The 4,917-nt window shown below is 61.0% G+C and carries 3 protein-coding genes; all 3 read left to right on the forward strand.

Annotated elements, in window-relative coordinates:
• Positions 1 to 2,129 (forward strand): DUF3320 domain-containing protein (locus EOA27_RS21910; RefSeq protein WP_127257148.1); only part of this gene is annotated, 2,129 nt, incomplete at its 5' end.
• A 13-nt stretch (positions 2,130 to 2,142) separates the two neighbouring features.
• Positions 2,143 to 3,267 (forward strand): DNA repair exonuclease, encoded by a 1,125-nt coding sequence (locus tag EOA27_RS21915; protein WP_126057626.1) that lies wholly within the window; start codon positions 2,143 to 2,145, stop codon positions 3,265 to 3,267.
• Positions 3,264 to 4,917: ATP-binding protein (locus EOA27_RS21920; RefSeq protein WP_145970461.1), on the forward strand; the 1,654-nt coding region annotated here is incomplete at its 3' end. The genes EOA27_RS21915 and EOA27_RS21920, both read left to right, overlap by 4 nt.

The following is a 4,917-nucleotide window of genomic DNA, read 5'->3' on the forward strand; positions in this document are numbered from 1 at the left end:
ATCAGATGGAATTGCAGCGGCCCAGCCGGTCAATCCGCGAGATGATTGGCGCGATGCCGACGAGCTTTGCCAAGCTCGCGCCGTGCATGCTGATGTCCCCTCTTTCAATCGCTCAATATCTACCGCCCGACCAAGCCCTGTTCGACGTGGTGATTTTCGACGAAGCATCGCAGATCACCACCTGGGACGCCGTCGGTGCCATCGCGCGAGCCCATCAAACCATAATCGTAGGCGATCCCAAGCAGTTGCCGCCCACCAATTTCTTTGGCCGCAACGAGGAGGACGAGGAAGTCGTCGAACACGAAAAGGATCTTGAGAGCATTCTCGACGAAGCCAAAGCGGCCGGCATCCCGGTACGTGACCTGCGCTGGCATTATCGTAGCCGCAATGAGTCGCTGATCGCCTTTTCCAACCATCACTACTATCAGAACCGGCTCATCACATTCCCTTCGCCAACGGTGGAAGATCGGGCAGTTCAGCTGCGAAAAATCACGACCGGCATCTATGACCGTGGCAAAAGCCGCACCAATCGAATCGAAGCCCAAGCGGTAACCGACGAGGCGGTCAGCAGGATGCGGCGTTGGCTGGCCCTACCGGAAAAGGACCGACCCACGCTCGGAGTCATCACTTTCAACGCGCAACAGCAGTCGCTCATCCTCGACCTTTTCGACAAGGCACGCCAGACAGAGCCGGAGCTTGAATGGTTCTTTGCCGACGAGCGTATTGAGCCCGCCATCGTCAAGAATCTGGAAAATGTCCAAGGGGACGAGCGTGACATAATCCTGTTTTCGATCACCTTTTCGCAAGATAATGCCGGCAAGCGCAGCATGGATTTCGGCGCGCTGAATCGGGACGGCGGCGAACGCCGGCTGAATGTCGCGGTGACGCGTGCGCGGCAGGAACTGATCGTATTTTCAGGTTTTGCCGCCGACCAGATCGACCCCAACCGAACCAAAGCGATCGGCGTACAGCATCTCAAAGCCTTTCTCGATTTTGCCGAACGCGGCGCTGTGGCATTGCCAGCGCAGGAACGCGGATCGGTCGGAGCCCTGGAATCCCCTTTCGAGGAGGCCGTCGCTGCCGAGCTTGAGAAGCGCGGATGGACCATCGTTCCTCAAGTCGGCATTTCGGGCTTTCGAGTGGATATAGGGATCCGGCATCCCGATCTCGCCGGCGCCTATCTGGCTGGGGTCGAATGCGACGGCGCGACCTATCACAGTTCTGCCACGGCGCGAGATCGAGACAAGGTCCGCGAGCAGGTCCTGCGCGGCCTCGGGTGGAACATTGTCCGGGTATGGTCAACCGATTGGTGGTTTGATCTCGAAGGTTGCACCGAGAGGCTTCATGCCAGCCTGGCCGCGCTGCTCGAGGAAAGCCGTCGCAAACAGGCTGAACAACAGGAAAGTGAAGCCGCGATCCATTGGGACATGGGACATAAGGTCGACCCCATGGACCCATTGCCAGCCGAAGACCTAGCATCGGCCGGCGAACCGGAACATCCGTCGATAAAATCAGAGCCAGAACTTGTCGCCGCTCCCCTCGCGACGGGAGAGCGCCCATCGGCATCTGCAGGAATTTTGCCTGCGGCCGCGCATTCGACGCATGATACCGTACCGACGGGCGGCCGTTATCGCCTGACTGATCTAACCGGATTTTCCACCAGCCCGGATCAGTTTTATGACTTCGTCTACCGGGGCACGCTGCGGTCCATGGTCGACGCGGTGATCGAGCAGGAAGGACCTCTGCGAGATGACGTCCTTGCGCAGCGCATCGCACGGGCGCATGGCTGGCTCAGAACGGGCAACAAGATTCGGGAGCGGATCGACCTGCATCTGCGCGAGTTCGATAGAACTGAAGAATCCAGCGGCAGCTTCCTATGGAAGAGAGGGACGGTGGTCGACCTGCTTGATTATCGCATGCCGTTCGATGCCGATGCCCGCCGGTCCATTGCCGACATTCCAATCGCCGAGCTGGCCGCTGTCGTCGTTGCGAACGAGGACATTCTGGAACAGTCCGACCCCGCTCTCGACCTTGCACGTCTGCTCGGTGTCGAGCGACTTGCGGCGATTTCACGCTCCCGGCTGGATGAAGCCATCGATCGCGCCCAGCGCAACCTGGCATCGACATAGTCTCGGAGACTCCATGTTTCGATTCATCCACAGCTCCGATCTTCATATCGGCAAGCGGTTCGGCAACATGCCAGAGGATCTGCGCGGGCGGCTCCGTGAAGCGCGCCATGGCGCGATCAGCCGGCTGGCAGAGCAGGCACGCGTCCATGGTGCATCCACCATACTTCTGGCCGGCGATACGTTCGATACCGAAACGCCCACTCCAGCGATGTTGCGGCAGGCCATGGCCGAGATGAGCCAGAGCGCGCCTCTGCGCTGGATATTGCTGCCTGGCAACCATGATTCCCTGTTGGCTGATCAATTGTGGAGTGCAGCGGACAGCGTTGTGCCGGACAATGTCCTGCTGGCGACGCGGCCCGAAACCCTGACCATTGGCGCGGACGTGGCGCTGCTGCCTGCACCTTGCACCACCCGCAGACCCGGTCGCGACCTTACCGAGTGGATGAACAGCGCCGCGACGCCGCAAGGCGCCATCCGGCTCGGCCTTGCTCATGGCGCTATTCAGAACTTTTCCGAAGATTCAGCAGCGTCCGATGTCATTGCACCAGATCGCGCGACTAAGGCCGGCCTCGATTATCTGGCACTTGGCGACTGGCACGGACCCGTCACCATCAATGAGCGCAGCCGTTATAGCGGTGCGCCCGAACCTGACCGTTTCAAGCATGATACACCCGGTCAGGCCCTTGTCGTTTCCATTGCCGGGCCTGGCGCCGTGCCCGAGATCGTGGCCGTTGAAACAGCTAGCTTTTCCTGGAAAACCGCTCCCCTGCATCTGCTGTCTGGCGACGACAGCGCCGCGGCATTTGAAGCGTTGCTTCCACCGGCTCATCTGCGGCGTCAGACTTTGCTGCGAATTGCCGCGTCTGGCCGGGTGCGGTTAAGTGGGCGAACGATCCTTCAAGCGGCGATCGCGGTAGCCGCGCCCGACTTCGCCTATCTGGAACTGGACGGGGACGGGCTCGCGACCGACTGCGAAAGTGGCGATTTGGATCGGATCGACCGCTCTGGTGCCCTTCGCGAGGCAGCGCAGGCACTGTTGGATGAAAGCAGCGACGAAACCCGGTCGGCTGTCGAACGCGACATATCGCGAGAAGCACTGGTTCGGTTGTTCAGCTATTGCGAGGCGATGGGATCATGAAACTTACGGCCCTTCGGCTCCACAACGTCAAACGGTTCGCCGGGCAAGGCGTCGCCATCGAAAACATCGGCGACGGCGTCAACGTGCTTTGCGCGGTCAATGAGTTCGGCAAATCAACCTTCTTCGAAGCGCTGCACGCACTCTTTTTCCAGCCTCACACGGGCACACCCGAAGGCGTGCGACTGTTGCGGCCTTACAGTGGGGGCAATCCGGTGGTGGAGGCCGACATCACCACTTCAGAAGGACGCTATCGACTTGCCAAGCAGTTTTATGGCGGCAGGCTGGCCAGCGTTATTGACCTCGACGGCGGGCGACTGTTGGCTCAAGCCGATGAGGCCGAAGCCTTTATCGGCAAACTAATCCATGGCGGAAGCGCAGGACCGGCAGGATTGCTCTGGGTTCGCCAAGGGGTCACCGGCATCGAAAGGCGCAGCAAAAGCGAGGAGGACGGCGAAAAACGCGTGCGCGAAAGCCTACTGTCCTCGGTTCAGGGGGAAGTTGAAGCCCTGACCGGCGGGCGACGCATGGCCGAAATCGCCGCGGCATGTGAAGAAGAACTCTATAGCCTGGTTACGTCAACGCTGCGTCCCAAGAGCGGCGGTCTCTATGCGGCAGCGCTCGACGAGCGTGACAAGCTGGTGAAAGACGAGCAGCGTCTCAGCGCCGAAGTCACCGGTCTGCGCGATTCGCTCGACAAGCGGCGCATGGCGTTGGCGCGTCTGTCTGAGCTTGAAAACCCCGAAGAAGGCGCCACTCGGCGGGAAGCCATCTCGGCCGCGGAAGCCGCAGTCGAGGCCGCCAAATCGCACAGCGAAGCCTTGAAAGCCGCCGAGGCGGAAGCTGCCCTTGCCGCAATTCACCACGACGCGGCGCAGCAGGCCCTCGATAGTTTTCGGACCGCGCTCAAACGAGCCACGGATTTGCGCCAGCAGTCGACGATTGCGCAGCTTCGCCGCAGTGAGGTTCTCGATCGGCGCGCTTCTGCCATTGCCGAAAACGAACAAGCGATGGGCGAAGTTCAAGCAGCCGAACTGGAAGAGCGCGAAGCACGCGAATTGCTCGCGCGGCTGGATGCGACTCTTTTGGCGCGTGACGCTGCCGAACAACTGGCCGGCTCGGACAACCGGTTGAAACAAGCCGAAGTCGCCAGAACCCAGATCGAAGATGGAGAGGCAGCACTGGCGATGCTGGCGGTGCCGGAACAAGCTGTCGAGCAACTCCAGGCGCTCGAAATCGAGATCGCCAGCCTTCGTGCAGCTCACCTGGCAACCCTGCCGACGCTATGCATGGAATACCGGGACGGCGCCGCCGATTTGGTGACCATCGATGCCAAGCCCTTGCCCCATGCAGAAGACCAAAGCTTTGCTGGCACCGTACGCCTGGATATTGCCGGCATCGGAGCCTTGACCCTGCGATCGAATCGGCCGCAGCAGGCCGACCGGACCATCGAAGACGCCGAAGCGAAGCACCGCAGCCTGCTTGCGTCCCTCGGTGTCGATAGCCTCAGGACGGCACGCCAGCGCCTAGTGGAAGCGCGCGACAAAGCTACCGAACTGGGCTTGGCGCGTCAGCGACTTGCCGATCTCGCGCCCAAGGGGATACAGCAATTACACGAGGAGCTTGCTCGTCTGAGTGCCCTCGGGGCCGGGG

It is taken from the genome of Mesorhizobium sp. M2A.F.Ca.ET.037.01.1.1 (genome assembly GCF_003998075.1).
GTDB lineage: Bacteria > Pseudomonadota > Alphaproteobacteria > Rhizobiales > Rhizobiaceae > Mesorhizobium.